Origin of the sequence: Streptomyces inusitatus (genome assembly GCF_014651115.1) — a bacterium.
GTDB lineage: Bacteria > Actinomycetota > Actinomycetes > Streptomycetales > Streptomycetaceae > Streptomyces > Streptomyces amakusaensis.
The window spans coordinates 102,720-122,413 of the sequence record NZ_BMWG01000013.1 but is presented as its reverse complement, the minus strand read 5'-3'; the positions used below and the strand labels follow the sequence as shown (position 1 = coordinate 122,413).

Here is a 19,694-nt window from a genome sequence, read left to right as displayed (position 1 = left end):
TCGCCCCCCGGTAGCGTTCTGTCGCGCTAAAGGGACGATCCGTCACCGCGGGCGCGGATCCGGGGGTTCACGGGCTCACGGGTTCAGGCCGCGGCCAGCTCCCCGCGGGCGGAGCGGCGGGCGCGGGCGAGCGCCGGGTCGAGGGCGGGGACGGCGGCGAGCAGCTCCCGGGTGTAGGGGTCGCGGGGCGCGCCGTACACCTCGTCCACCGGGCCCTGTTCGACGATGCGGCCGTGGCGCATGACGGCGACCCGGTCGCTGATCTGCCGGACGACGGCGAGGTCGTGCGCGATGAAGACGAGCGCCAGGCCGAGTTCGCGCTGGAGTTCCCGCAGCAACCCGGTCACCTGGGCCTGTGTCGTCACATCGAGCGCGGAGACGGGCTCGTCGCAGACGATGAGGCGGGGTTCGGCGATCAGGGCGCGGGCGATGCCGACGCGCTGGCGCTGGCCGCCGCTGAACTCGTGCGGATAGGCCGCGTACCGGTCGGGGTCGAGTCCGACCCGTTCCAGGGACTCCTGGACGCGCCGCCGGATCAGCTCTTCGTCGCGGACGCCCGCCGCGCGCAGCGGGTCGGCGATGGACTCGCCGACGGAGCGGCGGGGGTTGAGGGAGGCGACGGGGTCCTGGAAGACCATCTGGAGTTCGCGCCGGTAGGGCCGCAGGGCCTTCTCCGAGAGGCCGCCGATCTCGGTGCCGTCGTAGCGGACCTGTCCGGCGGTGGGGTCGAGGAGGCGCACGAGGACCCGGCCGAGGGTGGTCTTGCCGCTGCCGCTCTCGCCGACGACGCCGAGGGTGGTTCCGGCGTGGACGGTGAGGTCGACGCCGTCGAGGGCGACGACCCGGCCCTTCCCGCGCCCGAATTCGCGCCGCAGCCCGGAGACTTCGAGGAGCGCATCCCCGGGCCCGGAGCTCTCCCGCGCGCCCGGCACCGGCACCGGCACCGGAGCCGGCACCGGGGCCGGAGCCGGGGAGGGTACGGCGGTGATGCGGGGCACGGCGGCCAGCAGGGCCCTGGTGTACGGCTGCCGAGGGGCGGTCAGCACCTCGCCGACCGGCCCCCGTTCCACCTCCCGTCCCTCCTTCATCACCAGCACCTCGTCCACGCTCTCGGCCGCCACCCCCACGTCATGGGTGACCAGCAGCAGCCCCATCCCGGTCTCCTCGCGCAGCCCGTGCAGCAGATCGAGGATCTGCGCCTGCACGGTCACATCGAGCGCGGTCGTCGGCTCGTCCGCGATCAGCAGCCGGGGTTCGCAGGCCAGCGCCATCGCGATCAGGGCGCGCTGGCGCATCCCGCCGCTGAACTCGTGCGGGCGGGAGCGGGAGCGCCGGGGCGCGTCCGGGATGCCGACCCGCTCCAGCACCTCGACAGCGCGGGCGCGGGCGGCCCGCCGGGAGGCCCGGGTGTGCACCCGGTACACCTCGGCGATCTGGTCGCCGATCGCGTAGTACGGGTCCAGGGAGGAGAGCGGGTCCTGGAAGACCATCGCCGCGACCCCGCCGCGGAGTTCGCGCAGGGCGGCCGGGCTCGCCTCGGCCACGTCCGTGCCGCCGACCCGTACGCTCCCCGAGGTGAGCGCGCCGGTCCCCCGGTGCAGTCCGAGCAGCGCGCCCGCGACCGTGCTCTTGCCGCTGCCCGACTCGCCGACCAGGCCGAGCGCGCGCCCCTGCGGGAGGGTGAACGACAGCCCGTCGACCGCCCGCGCACCGCGACCGCCGCCACCGCCACCACTGCCGCCGCCGGGGAACTCCACGACGAGGTTCTCGACCTCGACCAGCGGTGTCGTCATGACAGGACCACCCTTCGGTCCGCGGCGGCGTACAGCAGATCCGCGACCACGTTCGCCAGCACCACAGCGGCGCCGATCACCAGCACCACACCCACCACCACGGGCAGGTCGATCACGCGTACCCCGTCGATCAGCGTCTTGCCGAGACCGGGGATGCCGAACAGCGACTCGGTGAGGACCGCGCCGCCGAACATCGTGCCGAGATCGAGCGCACTGAGCGCGATCACCGGCGGTACCGCGCCCCGCAGGGCGTGGCGTCCGACGATGGCCCGCTCCCCCACCCCGTACGCCCTGAAGGTACGGATGTGGTCCTCGGCCAGGGTCTCCAGCGTCGAGGCGCGGGTCAGCCGGGCGTACTTCGCCGACTCGAAGAATCCCAGGGTCAGCCAGGGCAGCAGCATGTTCCAGGCCCACTGCTCGGGGTCCTCGCCGAGCGGCACATAGGTCGGGAAGGGCAGCCACTGGAGATAGGCGCAGACGACCATGAGCATCAGCAGTCCGAGGATGAAGACGGGCGTGCCGGTCGCGGCCAGGGTGGCCACGGTCAGGGCCCGCTCGGTGAGGCCGCCGCGCCGGAGCGCGGAGAGCGCTCCGGTGCCGACGCCGACGGTCAGCCAGATGACCATCGCGCCCAGCGCGAGCGAGGCGGTGGCGGGCAGCCGGTCCAGGATCAGTTCGGTGACCTGCTGGTCGCTCTGGTACGAGAAGCCGAGGCAGGGCGCGTCGCAGCGCAGCGTCGAGACGCCGGTGCTGTAGTCGCGGCCGGTGAACACGCCCTGGAGGAACTGCGCGTACTGCGTCAGCACCGACTCGTCGAGTCCGAGCTGTTCGCGGACCTGGGCGATCTGCGCGGGCGAGCAGCGCTCCCCGCAGGCGAGCCGGGCGGGGTCGCTGGGGGCCAGATAGAACAGTCCGTAGACCAGTGCCGAGAGCACCAGCAGGACGAATACCGCGCCGCCGAGACGCTTGACGACGAATCTCGTCATGATGAGGTCTTCCTCCGCTCCTTGCGGGTGCCGATCCGCAGCCGGCTCGCCTCCCTGGGGTCCAGTGCCGTGCGGACCGCGTCGCCGAGGACGGTGAACGCGAGGACGGTCACGAAGAGCAGTCCGGCGGGGAGCAGGACGTACATCGGGTCGGCGCGGAACCAGGTCTGGGCGTTCGACAGCATCTGTCCCCAGGAGGGGGTCGGCGGCTTCACTCCGACGCCGACGAAGGACAGCGAGGCCTCGACCACGATGTTCACCGGCAGCAGGATCGCCGCGTAGGTGATCACGGGGGCGGCCAGCGAGGGCAGCAGTTCGCGCCGCGCCACCCGCCAGGGGCCGTTGCCGCCGAGCCGGGCGGCGGCGACGAAGTCGAGCCGTTTGAGGCTGAGGGTCTGCGCCCGGACGATTCTGGCGGTGCCGCCCCAGCCCAGCGCGCCGATGATCAGGATCAGCAGCAGCGGACGGGGGAAGTCCGGGTGGACGACGGCGGTGAGCGCGATGCCGAGGACCAGCATCGGGAGCGAGACCATCACATCGGTGACGCGGCTGAGCAGGGAGTCCACGAAGCGGTTGCCGAGTCCGGCCGCGAGGCCGACGGCGACGCCGATCGCGACCTGCACCGCCGTGGCTCCGACGGCGACCAGCAGCGAGATCCTGGCCCCGTACAGCAGCCGGGCGAACAGATCGCGCCCGGTGCCGGGCTCGACGCCGAGCCAGTGATCGGCGCTCACCCCGCCGAAGGAGCCGATCGGGACTCCGCCGCGCGCCGAGTCCACGAGCGAGTCGTGGTACGTGTGGGGGTCCTGGCCCTCCAGGGCGGTCAGCAGCGGAGCGGCGAGCGCGGCCACGACCAGCAGGGCGAGCACCCCGGCGGAGATCAGCGCGGCCGGCCGGGCGGCGAGCCGCCGCAGGGCGCCCCCGGCCGCGGGCGCCCGGTGGGCGTCCGCGGCCGGGAGGTCGAGGGTGGTGGTGCTCACTTGACCGAGACCTGCGAGATGTCGAGAACGCCGGTCCAGTCGCTGATGACGATGTTCTTGACGTTCTTGCCGTAGAGCCGCTTGTAGACGGGGTGGAAGAGCGGGACGTCGAGCGCCCGCTCGCCGATCTTCTTGTCGAGCGCGCCCCAGCGGGCGGCGGCGGCGTCCAGATCGGTCAGCTTGTTGATCTCGTCGATCTCCTTGTTGACCGCGGGGTCGTTCAGCTGGGCGTGGTTGTAGTTGGAGCCGTCCTTGACGATCTGGCGGCCGTCGAAGATCGGCGCGAGGAAGGGGGCTCCGGACGGCCAGTCCGCGCCCCAGCGGGAGAGGAAGAAGCCGGGGCCGCTCTTGGCGTTCCAGCGGGCCTCGTTGAAGGCGTTGTTCTCCAGCCCTTCGAGCTTGAGGTTGATCCCGGCCTTCTTGAGGGCCTGCTGCACGGCGGTGGCGACCTCGGGGCTGGTCTGCCGGTTCTGCTCGGTGGAGTGGGTCAGCGTGATGGTGAGGTTCTCGTGCCCGGCCTCCTTGAGGAGCTGGCGCGCCTTCTCCGGATCGCCCGTCTTCCCGGCCGGGAAGTGGTCGTACGGGGTGTACCCGAAGGCCTTGGTCTCGGGCAGGAAGGTGGTCGCGGGCTCGGCGAGGGCGGAGCCGCCGGCGGCGTTGATCACGCTGGTGCGGTTGATGGCGTACGAGATCGCCTGGCGCACCTTGATGTCGTCGAACGGCTTCACCTTCGGGTTGAAGGCGAGGTAGTTGACATAGCCGAAGCGGCCGGTGCCCACGCGGCCGGCCAGCTCCTTGTCGCCGCCGATCCGGGCCAGCTCGGCGGGGCCGAGGTTGGTGTCGGTGGTGACGGCGGAGGCGTCGGCCCCGGAGCCGGTGGAGAGCCGCTGGTTGATGACGGCGGAGTCGAGGCCGGAGGTGACGTCGATGGTGTCGGGGTAGGCCTTGCGCTCCGGGTCGGTCTTCTCGGACCAGTGCGGGTTGCGCTCCAGGACCAGCCGCTCGCCGTCGCCCTCGTTCTTGACGACCTTGTACGGGCCCGAGGAGATCGGGTGCTCCTCGTACTTGGCGCCGGTGTCCTTGGCCTTGGGCACGGGGGTGAACTGGGTCTGGGTGGCGAGGTAGGGGAACTCGCCCTCGGGCTTCCTCAGCTTGAAGACGATCGTCTTCGCGTCGGGTGTGACGATCGACGCGAGGCCCTTCTTGTCCTTGTAGGGGCCCTGGTAGGTGTCGCCGCCGATGAGCCAGTCCCGCAGATAGGGCGCGCCGCCGGAGAGTTCGGCGGCGAAGGAGCGCTCGATGCCGTACTTGATGTCGGCGGTGGTGATCGGGGTGCCGTCCTCGTACTTGAGCCCGTCCTTGAGGGTGTACGTCCACTCGGTGGCGTCCTTGTTGGGACGGCCGAGGTCGGTGGCGAGGTCGGGCACGACCTTGGTGCCCGCCTGGCCGTCCTCGCGGTTGCGGGTGGTCAGGGTGCGGAAGACGAGTGAGGGGACGTTTCCTCCGCCGGAGGTGTAGAGCCGGGCGGGGTCGAAGTCGGTCTGCGGCTCGCTGTTGAGCACGGTGAGGGTGCCGCCCCGGGCGGGCTTGTCGCCGCCGGCCGCGTCGTTCTTCTTCGCGCCGTCGTCCTGGGGTCCGGCGCAGGCGGCGGCGGACGAGACCACGACGAGGCTGACGGCGGCCGCTGCCACACGGCGGGATATGACGGACAGTTGACGCATTGGAAGAAGACCTCTCATTGAGCGCGGGAAATACGGAAATGTCCGCACAGGCGTCGACGAGGGGTGCGTGCGTCAAGCACACGGAAAGGCCGGAAGCCGCGCCTGCGGACGTGGGGAACGCCCGGGCGCGACCATCAGGAGAATTCGGCTTCGAATGAAGGGAATCGACTGAAGGGGCCGGCTCACTAAGGGCCGGCGGGCACCGGGGCAGGCTTCAGCGACAGTGGATGTCTGCCACGCTGTGCCCGGCCACGCCGATGAGCGCCAGCTCAATGGCGGCGCGTTCGAAGGCGGCGTGACGGTGCGACATGCCGAGAAATATGGACGACCCCGCCGCCGATGTCAAAGCTTTGGCGGCCAAACGTGAGACAGCCGTCTCACAGAGTGGACAGCGGGCGGAGCCGGGGACATACCCTCCCGGAGGGGGCGTGAGCCCTCAACTTCCGGGGTAGGGCCAGGGGTTGGGCCGGCATTCGATCCCGCCGATGTTCAGGGATTTCGTCTGCTGCTGCATCACCGGGGCGAGGGCCCCCTCGGTGCCGCAGTTCACATGGCCGTGGCCGAGCCGGTGCCCCACCTCGTGGTTGATGAGCATCTGGCGGTAGGCGTGCATCGCCTCGGGGCCGTAGGTCTCGGAGCCCTGGCCCCAGCGATAGGCGTTGATCATCACTCGATCGGTGGAGGCGGAATCACAGCTGACATCCTCGATGTCGGTGTTCAGTCCGGATTTCGCACACCAGATGTTCGTCGTACCGGGGCTGGCGAGTGTGACGACGAATTCCGGTTCGCCGGACGAGATGCGCTCGAATGTCACCGCGCCTTTTCCGGCCCAACTGCGCTCGTCGTTCAGAGTTCGCTGAATGGCATTGGCGAACAATGCGCCGTCCATGTCGAGCCCTTTTTCGATGTCGACGCGATAGCGGATCTTCTCTCCGCGGCCCGGGGCCCGGTCGTTGCCGGGAACAGCCTCGAATACGCCGTCGGCCTTCTCGTCGCGACTGATGGGAAATCGTTCGGCCATCAGCTCGGCATAGGCCGGGCGGGGAACCGTCTTCTGCACGGCCGGGGAGGGCACGGGGCCGGAGTGGATGTCCGGCCCGGAGGCGGGGGCGCTCTTGGGACGGTCGGGTTCGGAGGTGGTCGGGGTCTTCTTCCGGCCACTCTCCTCGGCGACCTGCCCGGCCACGACGACGGCGAGAACGGTGGTCACGGCGGCGGCCGCGATCCCGGTGAAGGTGCGGCCCTTGCCGCCCCCCTTGCCGCCTCCCTTGCCGCTCCTGCCCGCCCGGCCCGAACCGCTCGCGTCACCGCTGCCGCCGCCCTCACCCTCACCCTCGCTCTCGCCGGGATGGCGCTGGCCGGGGATCGGGCCGCCGGCCGGAGCCAGCGGCCCGGCCTCGGCGGCCGACCGGCCGCGCGGTCCCGGTATCCGGGCCTGGGCCGGGGGCGCCTCCGGCCGCTGCCGCCTCCGGCCGCCCGGCGCGGGCGGCTGGGGCCCGGCCGCCGCGGCGGCTTCCGGGCCGCCCCAGCCGCCGCCCGTCTCATGCTGCTCGGGATGGCCGCCGCGGGTCCGCGCCCCCGGCTGCCCGGCGGGGCCGGTGTGCTCGCCGCCCGGCTGCCCGGAGCGCCTGCGGCGTCCGCTGCCGGGAGCGACGGCCCCCGGGGCGGGGGCCGGGGCGGTGCCGTACGCCGGATCCGTGCCGTAGGAGGGGGCGGGCCGCTGATACGCGTGGGCCTCGGCCGCGGGCGGCCCGGCGCTCTCCCGGGGGGCCGGGCCGGGGTCCACCGGGGCGGCCTTGGGCGCGGGGCCCTTGCGGCTGTGTCGTCCCACGAGCTTCGATCAGCTCCTACCGGTGTCGTCGAGCAGTTCCCGGACGGCCTGCGCGACGGCCTCCGGATACTCCATCATCGCCACGTGTCCGGCGTCCGGCAGGGTCAGCAGCCGGGAGTCCCGGAAGGCGTTCGCCGCCTTGAGCGCCATACGGTACGCGACGAGCTTGTCCCTCCCGCCGTACACCAGCAGGGTCGGCGCGAGCACCCGCTCGGCCTGACGCCACAGCCCGTGCTGGCCGCCGAGGGTGTAGGCGTCGACGATGCCGCGCGCCGAACGGGCGGTCGCGTCCCAGAAGTGGGGCAGCCTGCCGCGCCGCTCCATCTCCGCCACCGCGTGGCGCAGCCCCTCCTCGGAGACCCGCCCGGGATCCCCGTAACAGAGCGCCATCACCCCCCGGGTGCGGCGCTCGGCCGTCCAGTCCCGGGAGACGCGGCCGAAGAGCCGGGCGACGCCCGGCAGCGCGAGCATCGCGGTGGGCACGGCGGTGCGCTGCACCCTCAGCTCGGGCAGCGCGGGAGAGATCAGAGTGAGGGTGCGCACCAGATCGGGGCGGACGGCGGCGACCCGGGTGGTGACCGCGCCGCCCAGGGAGTTCCCCAGCAGATGCACGGGGCCGCGGCCCGCCGCGTCGAGATGGCGGATGACCGCGCGGGCGTGACCGGTGATCGAGTAATCGCCGTCCACGGGCGGCGGGGAGTCCCCGAAGCCCGGCAGATCGACCGCCTCGCCGTCCACCGCGTCCGCGAGCAGCGGCATCAGCGCCGACCAGTTCAGCGAGGAGCCGCCCAGACCGTGGACGTAGAGCGCGGGCGGCAGCCCGGTGCGGGACGGCGGGCGCGACCGTACATTGAGGGTGAGCCCCGGCAGCGTCACGGAGCGCAGCGTCTCGCCCTCGGCGACCCGCACGGCCGCCACCACGGGATCCGCGGCGGCGGTGACGGCGCGGACGCCGGGCAGCTCGGTCGAAGACATGCGCCAATGTTACGAGACGATCACACCGGGAATCGTGTGTTCGGCGTCACAGGCCGCATAGCGCCCGGCCCCTTCAGCTTCTACGCTCTTGAGTAGGGCCGTACGCACAGTCCGCCGACCGGATTCGCCGGACCGTGGACGGGTCACTGAGGGGACGTGTCTTCCCCCTTCAGGGAAAGCGGTGCCGCATGGCTGTCGACCCCACCGACCCGGACATCCCCTACGACTACGACGAGAGCGCCGGGGACGGCGCGGACGCCGGAGGCGCGAGCGGGGAGACCGAGGCGCTCGGCACGGAGGTCCCGGAGGCCGACGCCGCCGAGCAGCGGACGGAGGTGAGCCCCGAGCCGGACGAGCCCCCGGCGCACATCGATTCGGACACCGCCAGCGAGGCGGACGCGGTCGAACAGGCGCGCGTGGTAGGTCTCGACGAGGACGACTATCGGTGACCTGCCCCTCTTTGCCCACCAATAGGGAACTACCGCGGCTGTCCGGTCCGTGAAATTCTGCGTCCGCGACGCGCGTGCCCGGGTTACCCAAAAGTACGATGGCGGCGCGGCGCACAGCGCGCACGGAACGAATTTGGGAGGCGGCGTGACAGCCATCGAGCAGACAGAGGCGACGCGCCCACGAGGCACGCGCCTGCCACGCCGAGCCCGCAGGAATCAGCTTCTGGGGGCCGCCCAGGAAGTATTCGTGGCGCAGGGTTACCACGCGGCCGCCATGGATGACATCGCCGAGCGTGCGGGGGTCAGCAAGCCGGTTCTCTATCAGCATTTCCCGGGGAAACTGGATCTCTATCTCGCCCTGCTCGACCAGCACTGCGAGGCGCTGCTGGCGGGGGTGCGCACCGCGCTCGCGTCCACCACCGACAACAAGCTGCGGGTGGCGGCCACCATGGACGCCTATTTCGCGTACGTGGAGGACGAGGGCGGGGCCTTCCGGCTGGTCTTCGAGTCGGACCTGACCAATGAGCCGGCCGTGCGCGAGCGCGTCGACCGGGTCTCCCTCCAGTGCGCCGAGGCGATCTCGGACGTGATCGCCGGCGACACGGGCCTGTCCAAGGACGAGTCCATGCTGCTGGCGGTGGGCCTGGGCGGAGTCTCCCAGGTGGTGGCCAGATACTGGCTCTCCAGCGAGTCGGCCATCCCTCGCGAGCAGGCGGTGCGGCTGCTCACCTCCCTCGCCTGGCGGGGCATCGCGGGCTTCCCGCTGCACGGCGCGGACGCCGGAGACGAGGAGCACTGACCCCGGGGGCGCCGGTTGTTCGCTCTTGGCGTTCCCCTGGGCGGTGGGCGAGTGCTCCGGCCCGGCTAATGTGTGCTGGGTACGGCGCGGCCGACCGCGCAACGCTGACCGTTCGGAGGGACATAGCCGTGGAGGTCAAGATCGGCGTGCAGCACGCACCCCGGGAGATCGTTCTGGAGAGCGGGCAGTCCGCCGAGGAGGTCGAGCGCGCGGTGGGTGACGCGCTCGCCGGCAAGGCGCGGCTGCTCAGCCTCGCGGACGACAAGGGCCGCAGGGTCCTGATCCCGGCGGACCGGATCGCCTACGTCGAGATCGGTGAGCCCGCGACACGGCGTGTGGGCTTCGGCGCGCTCTAGGGAGTCCCCTGGGCGCACCACGCGGGAGAAGAAGTACGGCCAAGGGGCCCGGGCGGGAGTGATTCCGCCCGGGCCCCTGGCGCGTGCCGGGGCGGGACTTCCGACACGCCGGTGCCCGCCGGAGGGTTGCTTGTCGAGGTCAGCGGGTAGTACGGGCTGTGACCGCCCCATCCCCACCCGTGTCCGCGAGGTGATCGGCAGTGCTGCTGGAAGTGCTCGGCTCGGTTCTGCTGGGTCTCGGCCTCGCCTGGGCGGCCCACCGCCAGTTCTCCGCCCGGCTCCCGGCCCGCCGGGCGGTCTTCCTCGCGGGCCCGATCGGCGCGCTCTTCGGAGCCTGGGTGACGCATCTGGCGCTCGGCCCCGGACAGCTGCTGGGGACCCTGGTGGGCGCGCTGCTCATCGGGGCCGTCCTGCTGTCGCTGCTGCTGAGACCCCCGGCGCGGCTGCGCGGGGCGCTGCGTTACTGAGCGGCCGCCGGCCTCCCCGTCCTCGACATGCCGTCCTCAGCAGCCGACGCCGCGCGGGTGACCTTCCGGCCGGACCGCCCCGGCGGGTCAGGCCGCGAGCCCCAGGGCCGCCATCCGCTTGGTGTGGGCCTTGGTGATCCTGGCGAACATCTCGCCGACCGCCGCCAGGTCGAAGCCGTCGGCGACCCCGCCGACCAGCATGGTGGAGAGCGCGTCGCGCTCCGCCACGACCCGCTGGGCCTGGGAGAGCGCCTCGCCCATCAGCCGCCGCGCCCACAGCGCGAGCCGTCCGCCGAGGCGGGGGTCGGCCTCGATGGCCGCGCGCACCTTCTCCACGGCGAAGTTCCCGTGGCCGGTGTCGTCGAGCACCGCGAGCACCAGGGCGCGGGTGTCGGAGTCGAGCCGGGCGGCGACCTCACGGTAGAAGTCACTGGCGATCGAGTCGCCGACGTACGCCTTGACCAGGCCCTCCAGCCAGTCGGACGGCGCGGTCTGGCGGTGGAAGTCGTCCAGCGCCTGGGCGAAGGGCTCCATGGCGGCAGTCGGGTCGGTGTCGATCGCGGAGAGCCGGTCCCGCAGCCGCTCGAAGTGATGGAATTCGGCGGAGGCCATCTTCGCCAGTTCCGCCTTGTCGCCGAGGGTCGGCGCGAGTTTGGCGTCCTCCGCGAGCCGTTCAAAAGCGGCCAGCTCTCCATAGGCGAGCGCGCCCAGGAGATCCACGACGGCGGCCCGGTACTGGGGCTCGACGGAGGCCGTGTCCCAGTTCTGGGCCGCGATACCGGTGTGCACCACCGTGTCGGTGGTGTCTGCGGAGTCAGTGGTCTCCGCGGGCTTTGCGGGGTCCTCGGGCTTTGCGGGGTCAATGGGCCGAGCGGCGTTGTCAGGCGTCTCCATGAAGCGCACAATAGCCCGCCCGCACCTCCTCGTAAGGGGCTGGTCAGCCGGGCCAGGGGCTCTCCCGTACCCCTTCGGCACCACGGTTCCTACGAAATCGCCCAACACACATGCGCGAATCCGGGGTACAGTGGTATTGCGCCCGCTGAGCGTTTTTCTGATTCTCGGTGGGCGATCACAGTGTTTGACTGAGGGATTCATTCCTTCTGATCTCTCATGAGGATGCCCGGTCGGTAGCACGATCGGCTCCGAACCGACCGCCCTCCACGCGGACCGTGCGCCAGTCGCGCAGACCGTGGATGAGGGGCCCCCTCAGCGGCGAAAGCGGCTAGAGCGACGGCAGTGGTCCCGCACCGTCCGGCCAACCCACGGCCGGCCCGATACCCGGGTGCGGTACGACCCCCTTCGTTCGCCTCGCGTCGCGTCTCACAGAAGAGGCAATACCCTGACTACGCAGCAAACGACGTTCCGGGATCTCGGCATCCTGGCCGAGACCGCCGAAGCGCTCGAAGCCGTCGGCATCGTGCACCCCTTCCCGATCCAGGAGATGACGCTCCCCGTAGCGCTCTCCGGTACCGATGTGATCGGCCAGGCCAAGACCGGCACCGGCAAGACGCTCGGTTTCGGCCTCCCGATCCTGGAGCGCGTCACCGTTCCGGCGGACGTCGAGGCGGGCCGGGCCAAGCCCGAGCAGCTGACCGACGCCCCGCAGGCCCTGGTGGTCGTTCCCACCCGCGAGCTGTGCACCCAGGTCACCAATGACCTGCTGACCGCCGGCAAGGTGCGCAATGTGCGCGTGCTGGCGATCTACGGCGGCCGGGCCTACGAGCCCCAGGTCGAGGCGCTCCGCAAGGGCGTCGACGTGATCGTCGGCACCCCCGGCCGGCTGCTCGACCTCGCGGGCCAGAAGAAGCTCGACCTCTCCAAGGTGCGGGTGCTCGTCCTCGACGAGGCCGACGAGATGCTCGACCTGGGCTTCCTCCCGGACGTCGAGAAGATCATCCAGCATCTGCCCCCGCGCCGTCAGACGATGCTGTTCTCGGCGACCATGCCGGGCGCGGTCATCGGCCTGGCCCGTCGCTACATGTCGCAGCCCACGCACATCCGCGCCACCGCGCCGGACGACGAGGGCGCGACCGTCGCCAACATCACGCAGCGCGTCTACCGCGCGCACTCGATGGACAAGCCCGAGATGGTCTCGCGGATCCTCCAGTCCGAGGGCCGCGGGCTCGCCATGATCTTCTGCCGTACCAAGCGCACGGCCGCGGACATCGCGGACCAGCTCGCCCAGCGCGGCTTCGCCTCCGGCGCGGTCCACGGCGACCTCGGCCAGGGCGCGCGCGAGCAGGCCCTGCGCGCCTTCCGCAACGGCAAGGTCGACGTCCTCGTCTGCACCGACGTCGCCGCCCGGGGCATCGACGTCGACGGTGTGACGCACGTCATCAACTACCAGTCCCCCGAGGACGAGAAGACCTATCTGCACCGCGTCGGCCGCACCGGCCGCGCCGGCAAGTCCGGCACCGCGGTCACTCTGGTCGACTGGGACGACATCCCGCGCTGGCAGCTGATCAACAAGGCGCTGGACCTGGGCTTCCCGGACCCGCCGGAGACGTACTCGACCTCGCCGCACCTCTTCGAGGAGCTGGGCATCCCGGCGGGCACCAAGGGTGTGCTGCCGCGTGCCGAGCGCACCCGGGCCGGGCTGGCCGCCGAGGCCGTCGAGGACCTGGGCGAGACGGGGCCGCGCAACCGCCGGCCCGCCGCCGCCCCGGTCCAGGAGGAGCGCCCCGCGCGCACCAGGACGCCGCGTCAGCGCCGTCGCACCCGTGGCGGCGCGGACTCGGCCGCCCCGGCCCCCGCCGCCGTCACCACGGGCGCCCCGAGCGCCCCGGAGACGGTGTCGGAGCCCCGCACCCCGAGGCGTCGCCGCCGTACCCGGGTCGGCGCCTCGTCGGAGGCCGTCGCCCAGCCCCAGGCCCAGGCCCAGGCTCCGGTCGCTGCCGTCGCCGTCGCCGAGGTCGTCGCGGACGCCGTGGCCGAGACCGAGGCCAGGCAGCCGCGCCGCCGCCGTACCCGCGCCGTCAAGGCCGTGGAGCCGGCGGAGGCCGCCCCGGCGGTCGTGGCGTTCGTCGAGCCGGTGGTGACCCCGGCGGCGGAGCCCGTCGCGGTCGAGGCCGAGACCAAGCCGCGCCGTACGCGCAAGGCCGCCGTCAAGGCCGTCGCCACCGCCGAGCCCGTCGCGGTCGAGGCGGAGCCGGAGCCGGAGGTCAAGCCGCGCCGCACCCGCAAGGCCGCCGTCAAGGCCGTCGCCACACCCGACGCCACGGTGGAAGCCGTCGAGACCGAGGTCAAGACCGAGACCAAGCCCCGCCGTACGCGCAAGGCCGCCGTCAAGGCAGTCACCACCGCCGAGCCCGTCGCGGCCGAGGCCGAGGCGGAGGTCAAGCCGCGCCGCACCCGCAAGGCCGCCGTCAAGGCAGTCGCCACCGCCGAGCCGGAAGCGGTCGAGGCCAAGCCCCGCCGTACGCGCAAGGCCGTCGCCAAGGCCGAGCCCGTCGCCGCCGAGGCGGCGGAGACCGAGGCCGAGGTCAAGCCGCGTCGCCGCACCCGCAAGGCGGCCGTCAAGGCCGTAGCCGCGCCCGACGCCTGATCGGTGCGCCCGAAAGGCCCGGTCCCCGATCAGGGGGCCGGGCCTTCGGCGTACCCCCCGTACCCCCGTGCCCGCGCGGCTCCCCCGTGCGGCCGGGGCGGGGCGGGATGGGTAGCCTCGGGGGCATGAGCCGGCCGCCGACCTTCCTGCCCCCCGCCTGCGCGCGAGCCCGTACGCTGCACACCTCGCGCGGCGGCTTCGCCGTGCTCGACGCGGTCCCCGACGGCGGGCCGGCCAGGGGCACCGCGCTCCTCCTCCCCGGTTTCACCGGGAGCAAGGAGGACTTCATCGCGATGCTCGAACCCCTCACCCTCGCGGGTTACCGGGCGGTCGCCGTCGACGGGCGCGGGCAGTACGAGACCGAGGGCCCCGCCGACGAGGACGCCTACGCCAGGACCGAGCTGGCGCTCGATGTGCTCGCCCAGGCCGAGGCCGTCGGCGACGGCCCGGTCCATCTGCTCGGGCACTCCCTCGGCGGCCAGATCGCCCGCGCCGCCGTACTCCTCGACCACACCCCGTTCCGTACGTACACGGCCATGTCCTCGGGGCCCGCCCGGGTCAGCCCCGCGCAGCAGGAGCGGATCCGGCTGCTCCGCGACGCGCTGACGGTGCTGGGGATGGGGATGGACGCGGTCTGGGACGCGATGCGGGCGGCCGAGCCGCCCGAGCAGGCGGCCCTGGAGGGCCGGGAGGATCTGCGGCTCCGCTGGCTGCGCCACAACCCCGTACAGCTGATCGCCACCGGCCGGCAGCTGGCGGCCGAGCCCGACCGCGTGGCGGAGCTGCACGCCGTACGGGCCCTGCCCAAGCATGTGATCAGCGGCGAGCGCGACGACACCTGGCCGGTACCGCTGCTCGACGAGATGGCGCTGCGGCTCGGCGCGCCCAGGACCGTGATCGCCGGGGCGGAGCACTCCCCCAACACCGACCGTCCGCGGGAGACGGCGGCGGCGGTCACGGCCTTCTGGGACCTGCACTGACCCGCGGGCCCTGGCAGGTGGCCGGGGGCGCGCGACGGCTCAGAACTGCGCCTGGAGGTGCTGCCAGAAGCCGTCCCGGAGCGCCCTTCTGAGCACCCCGTGTCCGCGCAGCGAGCGCTGGAGCAGCCGCTCCGCCTCATTCAGCAGATCCTGGTCGACCGGCCCCGGCAGATAGGGGTGGCCCGGCAGCAGCTCCGCCATCGCCTCCCGGCCGCGCTCCACCAGCCAGGTGGCCGCGATCTGCGCGCCGACGAACCGCACCTCGTCGCGGGACGGCGGCGGCGCGCCCTCGTTCTCGTACACCGTCACGGGACGGCGGGTGATGTACGGGCGGCAGAACTCCAGGTCGAAGGTGCGCTGGCTGTCGACCTCCCACAGCAGCGGCTCCGCCTGGTTGCGGCCGTCGCCCGCCTCGATGCCCCACAGATGGACGCGGGCCCCGTACCCCTGCGCCGCCTCCACCGCCGAGACGAGGTCCTCGTCGCCGCCGACGAGCGCCGCGTCGCTGATCGCGCGCTGGCGGGCGAGTGACTCCAGGTCCGTGCGGATGAGGGAGTCGACGCCCTTCTGCTGGTTGTTGGCGTTGAGATTGCCCAGCCGGACCTTCACATCGGGCAGTTCGGCGATGGACTGCTGCTCGGGTGTGTGGATGCGCCGCCGGGCGCCGTCGTACCAGTAGACGCGGAGCAGTCTGCTGTCCGCGAAGATCGTGCGGGCCTTGTCGATGAAGGCGTCGATCATGCCTTCGGCGTCGAGGTCGAAGGAGCGCCGGTCCTCGGTGCCCGTGACCAGCAGGCCGGCGGCGGCGTAGACATAGCCCGCGTCGACGAAGATCGCGTGGGTGGAGGGCGTCTTGGCGACCTCCGCGAGCATGCGCTGGAGCAGCTCGTTGGTGTGGTCGACCCGGGCGGCGAGCGCGGCCAGTGCGTCGCTCGTCTCCAGAGGGTGGTCCGGGTGGTGGTCCGGGTCGTCCGGGTGGTGGTCCGAACCGGTGGCCGGGGCGTACTCGGGGTCGTCGTTCATACGCAGCCCATTTTCCGGCCGTTCGCGGGTACCCGCCAGTAGTTAGACAAGGAAAGATTTTCTTTAGTGTAGGGAATATTTGCAGGCTACATCGCTGTTGTGCCTGGTGACACCCAGTTCTCCTCAGGAGGATCAGACGAAGGGAGAAGCCTTGCGCTTCGAGATCATGCGCCTGGACGACGTCGACGGCAGCGCCGTGGACAGTACCGTCGTGGACGCCGCCTCCGTCAATCGGATCGTGCAGCAGGCCGCCGCAACCGGCCAGCGCATTTATATCCGACCGGTCGAATCATCGGCCTTGTAACGCGTAAACGCGCTCATGATGTGAGACGCCCCCGTACGGATGATCCGTACGGGGGCGTCCTTGTGGTACCGGAGCGACGGTCGGGCTCAGGAGCCCTGGACGACCTGGGTGACACCGTTGATGATCTGCTGCACGGCGATCGCGGAGAGCATCATTCCGGCGAGCCGGGTCACCAGCACCACACCGCCGTCCTTGATCACCCGAATGATCAGCAGCGAGTAGCGCATGGCCACCCAGAGCACCGCGTGCATCGCCACGATCGCCGACCAGACCGCGATCTGCCCCGAGGCGCCGTCCGCGTTCTGCACCGCCAGGATCACCGAGACGATCGCGCCGGGCCCGGCCAGCAGGGGCATGCCCAGCGGTACGAGCGCGACATTGACGTCCTTGGTCTGCTTGGGCTCGTCGGTCTTGCCGGTGAGCAGATCCAGCGCGATGAGCAGGAGCAGCAGACCGCCCGCGATCATCAGCGCCGGGACGGAGACATGCAGATAGTCCAGGATCTGCTGGCCCACCAGACCGAAGACGGCGATCACGCCGAAGGCGACCGCGACGGCCTGCCAGGCCATCCGGCGCTGCACCTTGGCGGGCCGGCCGGAGGTCAGGGCGAGGAAGATCGGAGTGACCCCGGGCGGATCCATGATCACGAAAAGGGTCAGAAAGAGGGAGCCGAAGACGGCAGCGTCGAACACGTTGAGGGCCTTGCGAGGAGAAGCGGAAGAAGAGGTGGAGGAGGGGGCGCGGAGCCCGGTCGCTCACGGGAGCCGGTTGCTCACGGAAGCCGGTCGCTCACGCGCGTTACGCGCGGATTCCCCCCGCGCCGGGGACCGGGAAGGCCCCGGTGGCGCGCCGTGTGATCTCGCCGTAGATCTCCGGGTCGGTGGTGTACGCGCCGAGCGCGACGTCCTTGCGGCTGCCGTGGTAGTCGCTGGACCCGGTGGTGAGCAGCCCGAGGTCGGCGGCGAGAGCGCTCAGCCGGGCGCGGGTCGGACCGTCGTGGTCCATGTGGTCGACCTCTATGCCGTCCAGCCCTGCGGCGGCCAGCCCGGCGATCGCCTCATCGGACACCGTACGGCCGCGCTTGGCGGCTCCGGGGTGGGCGAATACGGCGACCCCGCCGGCCGCCTTGACCAGGCGGACCAGGGTGAACGGGTCGAGTTCGTGCTTGGTGACATGGGCCCGGCCGCCGTCGGCGATCCAGTCGGCGGTGAAGGCGTCGGAGACGGTCGGCACGACGCCCAGCTCGACCAGCGCGGTCGCGATGTGCGGACGGCCGACGGAGCCGTCACCGGCTATCTCGGCGACCCGGTCCCAGGTGAGGGGTACGCCCAGCTCCTGGAGCTTGCCGACCATGGCACGGGCGCGCGGCACCCGGTCGTCGCGGAGCAGCTCGCGCTCGCGCAGCAGCTCGGGCTCGGCGGGGTCGAAGAGATACGCCAGCATGTGCAGGCTCACCCCGTCGAGCGCGCAGGAGATCTCGGCCCCGGTGACCAGCGTGAGCCCTTCGGGGAGCGCGGCGAGCGCCGCCGCGTGGCCCCGGGTGGTGTCGTGGTCGGTGAGGGCGACGACGTCGAGGCCGGCCTCGGCCGCGTGGCGCACCAGCTCGGCGGGGGTGTCCGTACCGTCCGAAGCGGTGGAGTGGGTGTGCAGATCGATGCGCACGACGCTGACTCCAGTTGCTGAGGCCGGACAGAGGACGGAACGAGTGTATCGGGCAACCGGAACCGTCCGGTCCCGCGCGGGGGGCGGGGGCGTACGGCCGCGCGGGGGCGGGCTACGAGAGCAGTCTCGGCGAGAGCGCTCCGCAAGGCACCAGCTCCACCTCCGCGCCCGCGTCCCGGAGATCGGTGAGGACGAGTTCGTCGTACATCAGCAGTCCGGACTGCTCCGGCCAGACGATGGCCCACAGCCACAGCCCCCGCGCCTCGCCGGCGAAGACGGCCCGGTCGTCGGGGGCGGCGGCGACGTGCCACAGGGGGGTGGGGCGGCCGGCGGCGAGCACCTTGGTGTGCGGCGGTCCCGAGACATTGATGTACGGCCCGGGGTCGGGTCCGTCGATGCCCGCGTACCGCGCGCCGAGACCCACGCCCAACTCCTCTGCGACCAGCAGTAGTTCGCCGATGCCGCCGAGCGGTCCGGGCCCCGAGCAGGCGACGGCGGTGGCACGCCCGCCGCTGCGGTCGTCGCCCGCGTAGGCGACGCCGGTGAAGAGCCAGCCGACCGGCAGCGGCCAGGGCATCCACACCGGGACCCTGGCGCGGTGCACGACGACATTGAGGGCCTCGACACTGGGCGGGATCACCGGCTGGAGCGGATGCACCGTGCCGTGCACATCACACTGCCAGGATTCGGCGAAGAGACCGGGCGCCCTGACCCGGCCACCGCACTTCGGGCAACTGGGTTCGCCCCTCATAGCGCTCAACGGTCCTACCAGGCCGCCGCCGCGTCAAGGACGATCACCCGTCCGGCGTGTGCGCGTACGCTCCGCAGCCGTCCGTTCGACCCCGGCGGCCGGGGCGAACGGGCGGGGTCGAACGGGCGGGGCTCAGTCGAGGGCCACGGAGGCCCGCAGGGGGTCCCGCAGATCCGTCCCCCGGGCCAGCCAGCGCTCCTGGAGCGCCTGGGCCCCGTGCACCCGCTTCCAGGCGGCCTCGTTCGGGGTCATCGGCAGCAGCGGCAGGAATCGCACCGGGTCCATCGGGGCGGGTGTCTCCAGGTCCGCCACCAGCCCGCCGGGCTCCGCGACCAGGACCGAGGTGAAGGGCGCGGAGGGCCACAGCGGACCGCCGACGTCCAGGGAGGCCCCGGGGGCCACCACCAGGCCCTCGACCTGGGGCGAGGCGGCGAGCACGGCCAGCGGGCGCAGCACCTTGTCGGTGTCGGCGAGCCCGGCCCGTACCGACAGGACCAATTCGGCGCGGGGGCCCTTCACGGGGTCCGCGAGCGGCGATGTCGGGTCGCTCATCGGGTGCGCGGACATGCCGAGCGTGGCATAGCGGACCACGCCACCGGCGGGGCTTTCGGCCGGGTCTCCGGCGGGGTCTCCGGCCCGGTCGATGAACCGGAGTACCTCGATCCGATCCGTCCCGAGAAAGGTCACCGCGGCGCGGGCGTCCGGTTCGCCGAGCGCCGTGAACAGCCTGGCCTCGACCAGCTCAAGAACTTCTCCCATCCGGCGAGCATAAATCGCACGGCGAACGGGCAAACCCAGGGATTGGCCCTCAGTTGACTGCTAGTCTTGGCCGCTGGCCGGGGTGGCGTGCTTGGAGCACGCGGAGGCGGTACGCGAAAGCGGCGATCTCCACTCCCGGCGACACGTCTATCCCCTACGGGGGACCGGCCGGAGGAGGTGGGGTCCGCGGTGGATCGAAGTCGACCGTGCAGTACTGACCGCTCTTCCGTACGGCATCACTTCCCGGTGATCTGAGGCCTTCCAGCACAGGGCCCACGGCATTCCGTACGCGGCGCTCCGTACCCCGGCATCCC

20 protein-coding genes are annotated in these 19,694 nt (G+C 72.1%); 7 read left to right on the top strand and 13 right to left on the bottom strand.

The window, feature by feature from the left end; genetic code table 11:
* Window positions 1-83: 83 nt before the first annotated feature.
* From IE247_RS20370 to IE247_RS20345, 7 genes are all read right to left on the bottom strand, one after another.
* The gene (locus IE247_RS20370) at window positions 84-1,793 is read right to left on the bottom strand and encodes a dipeptide ABC transporter ATP-binding protein (RefSeq protein WP_190124626.1); all 1,710 of its coding nucleotides are present in this window, start codon (window positions 1,791-1,793) and stop codon (window positions 84-86) included.
* On the bottom strand, window positions 1,790-2,779 hold the full coding sequence (locus IE247_RS20365; protein ID WP_190124625.1) for an ABC transporter permease: 990 nt from the start codon (window positions 2,777-2,779) through the stop codon (window positions 1,790-1,792). The genes IE247_RS20370 and IE247_RS20365 overlap by 4 nt, the downstream gene beginning before the upstream one ends.
* Entirely contained in the window at window positions 2,776-3,759 is a 984-nt protein-coding gene (locus IE247_RS20360; RefSeq protein ID WP_373305585.1) for an ABC transporter permease, read from the bottom strand. Before IE247_RS20360 ends, IE247_RS20365 begins: the two co-directional genes overlap by 4 nt.
* A complete protein-coding gene (locus IE247_RS20355) occupies window positions 3,756-5,480 on the bottom strand; it encodes an ABC transporter substrate-binding protein (protein ID WP_190124624.1) in 1,725 nt (574 codons plus the stop codon). The genes IE247_RS20360 and IE247_RS20355 overlap by 4 nt, the downstream gene beginning before the upstream one ends.
* Window positions 5,481-5,694: 214 nt before the next feature.
* Window positions 5,695-5,790: an Ms4533A family Cys-rich leader peptide gene (locus IE247_RS35040; protein ID WP_344476763.1), complete on the bottom strand. Its 96-nt coding sequence runs from the start codon at window positions 5,788-5,790 to the stop codon at window positions 5,695-5,697.
* A gap of 126 nt (window positions 5,791-5,916) precedes the next feature.
* On the bottom strand, window positions 5,917-7,311 hold the full coding sequence (locus IE247_RS20350; RefSeq protein WP_190124623.1) for a DUF3152 domain-containing protein: 1,395 nt from the start codon (window positions 7,309-7,311) through the stop codon (window positions 5,917-5,919).
* A 9-nt stretch (window positions 7,312-7,320) separates the two neighbouring features.
* Complete coding sequence (locus tag IE247_RS20345) at window positions 7,321-8,286, bottom strand: alpha/beta fold hydrolase (RefSeq protein ID WP_190124622.1); 966 nt, start codon at window positions 8,284-8,286, stop codon at window positions 7,321-7,323.
* Between the two features lie 188 nt (window positions 8,287-8,474).
* Between IE247_RS20345 and IE247_RS20340 the strand changes: the two genes are divergently transcribed.
* From IE247_RS20340 to IE247_RS20325, 4 genes are all read left to right on the top strand, one after another.
* The gene (locus tag IE247_RS20340; RefSeq protein ID WP_190124621.1) at window positions 8,475-8,735 is read left to right on the top strand and encodes an Rv3202a family protein; all 261 of its coding nucleotides are present in this window, start codon (window positions 8,475-8,477) and stop codon (window positions 8,733-8,735) included.
* A gap of 145 nt (window positions 8,736-8,880) precedes the next feature.
* Complete coding sequence (locus tag IE247_RS20335; protein WP_190124620.1) at window positions 8,881-9,534, top strand: TetR/AcrR family transcriptional regulator; 654 nt, start codon at window positions 8,881-8,883, stop codon at window positions 9,532-9,534.
* Window positions 9,535-9,662: 128 nt separating this feature from the next.
* The gene (locus IE247_RS20330) at window positions 9,663-9,890 is read left to right on the top strand and encodes a DUF3107 domain-containing protein (RefSeq protein ID WP_190124619.1); all 228 of its coding nucleotides are present in this window, start codon (window positions 9,663-9,665) and stop codon (window positions 9,888-9,890) included.
* 200 nt (window positions 9,891-10,090) lie between these two features.
* A complete protein-coding gene (locus tag IE247_RS20325) occupies window positions 10,091-10,357 on the top strand; it encodes a hypothetical protein (RefSeq protein ID WP_190124618.1) in 267 nt (88 codons plus the stop codon).
* Window positions 10,358-10,444: 87 nt separating this feature from the next.
* On the opposite strand, the gene IE247_RS20320 is transcribed toward IE247_RS20325, so the two are convergent.
* A complete protein-coding gene (locus IE247_RS20320; RefSeq protein WP_229869240.1) occupies window positions 10,445-11,251 on the bottom strand; it encodes a ferritin-like fold-containing protein in 807 nt (268 codons plus the stop codon).
* A gap of 547 nt (window positions 11,252-11,798) precedes the next feature.
* Here IE247_RS20320 and IE247_RS20315 point away from each other — a divergent pair.
* Together IE247_RS20315 and IE247_RS20310 are read left to right on the top strand one after the other, a co-directional pair.
* On the top strand, window positions 11,799-13,901 hold the full coding sequence (locus IE247_RS20315; RefSeq protein WP_229869239.1) for a DEAD/DEAH box helicase: 2,103 nt from the start codon (window positions 11,799-11,801) through the stop codon (window positions 13,899-13,901).
* 125 nt (window positions 13,902-14,026) lie between these two features.
* A complete protein-coding gene (locus tag IE247_RS20310; RefSeq protein WP_190124616.1) occupies window positions 14,027-14,881 on the top strand; it encodes an alpha/beta fold hydrolase in 855 nt (284 codons plus the stop codon).
* Between the two features lie 39 nt (window positions 14,882-14,920).
* Here IE247_RS20310 and IE247_RS20305 read toward each other — a convergent pair whose 3' ends face one another.
* On the bottom strand, window positions 14,921-15,754 hold the full coding sequence (locus tag IE247_RS20305) for an NYN domain-containing protein (protein ID WP_229869246.1): 834 nt from the start codon (window positions 15,752-15,754) through the stop codon (window positions 14,921-14,923).
* Window positions 15,755-16,055: 301 nt separating this feature from the next.
* On the opposite strand from IE247_RS20305, the gene IE247_RS20300 reads away from it, so the two are divergent.
* Window positions 16,056-16,208: a DUF8834 family protein gene (locus tag IE247_RS20300; RefSeq protein WP_190124615.1), complete on the top strand. Its 153-nt coding sequence runs from the start codon at window positions 16,056-16,058 to the stop codon at window positions 16,206-16,208.
* Between the two features lie 86 nt (window positions 16,209-16,294).
* Here the strand turns inward: IE247_RS20300 and IE247_RS20295 are convergent, their stop codons facing one another.
* The 4 genes from IE247_RS20295 to IE247_RS20280 all read right to left on the bottom strand — a co-directional run bounded on the left by IE247_RS20295 (window position 16,295) and on the right by IE247_RS20280 (window position 19,380).
* Window positions 16,295-16,900, bottom strand: a complete 606-nt coding sequence (locus IE247_RS20295) for a MarC family protein (RefSeq protein ID WP_190124614.1) — start codon at window positions 16,898-16,900, stop codon at window positions 16,295-16,297.
* Between the two features lie 106 nt (window positions 16,901-17,006).
* Entirely contained in the window at window positions 17,007-17,870 is an 864-nt protein-coding gene (locus IE247_RS20290; protein WP_190124613.1) for a PHP domain-containing protein, read from the bottom strand.
* Window positions 17,871-17,982: 112 nt separating this feature from the next.
* A complete protein-coding gene (locus IE247_RS20285; protein WP_190124612.1) occupies window positions 17,983-18,621 on the bottom strand; it encodes a DUF6758 family protein in 639 nt (212 codons plus the stop codon).
* Window positions 18,622-18,753: 132 nt separating this feature from the next.
* On the bottom strand, window positions 18,754-19,380 hold the full coding sequence (locus tag IE247_RS20280; RefSeq protein ID WP_190124611.1) for a suppressor of fused domain protein: 627 nt from the start codon (window positions 19,378-19,380) through the stop codon (window positions 18,754-18,756).
* Window positions 19,381-19,694 lie beyond the last annotated feature (314 nt).